Below are 255 nucleotides of genomic sequence, written 5' to 3' on the forward strand. Positions count from 1 at the left end.
CTGAACCGCTCTCCCGATCTCCGTTCATCCCACACAGCTGTCGGGCCCACCGTTTTGACGCCAGGTAGAGCCTGTATTACTTTCGAATCCTCTATTGTTAGCTTCAGGGCTTTACCTTTATGAAAAGAACCATGATCAACCGTAGCTATTCCCCCTGAAAGATAAATTAAATTACCATTGCCATTTTGTGCTGTTTTAAGCACACTTTGACGAATTCCTTCTCCCACCGACAGCATCGCTGAGATACACAAGGTT

General features: G+C 45.9%; 1 pseudogene. It reads right to left on the reverse strand.

Going from position 1 to position 255, the window contains the following annotated elements:
* A pseudogene (locus ACP45E_RS01780) lies at positions 1 to 255 on the reverse strand (ABC transporter permease); the annotation flags it as partial.

Source organism: Vibrio genomosp. F10 str. 9ZD137 (assembly GCF_049974785.1).
Lineage (GTDB): Bacteria > Pseudomonadota > Gammaproteobacteria > Enterobacterales > Vibrionaceae > Vibrio.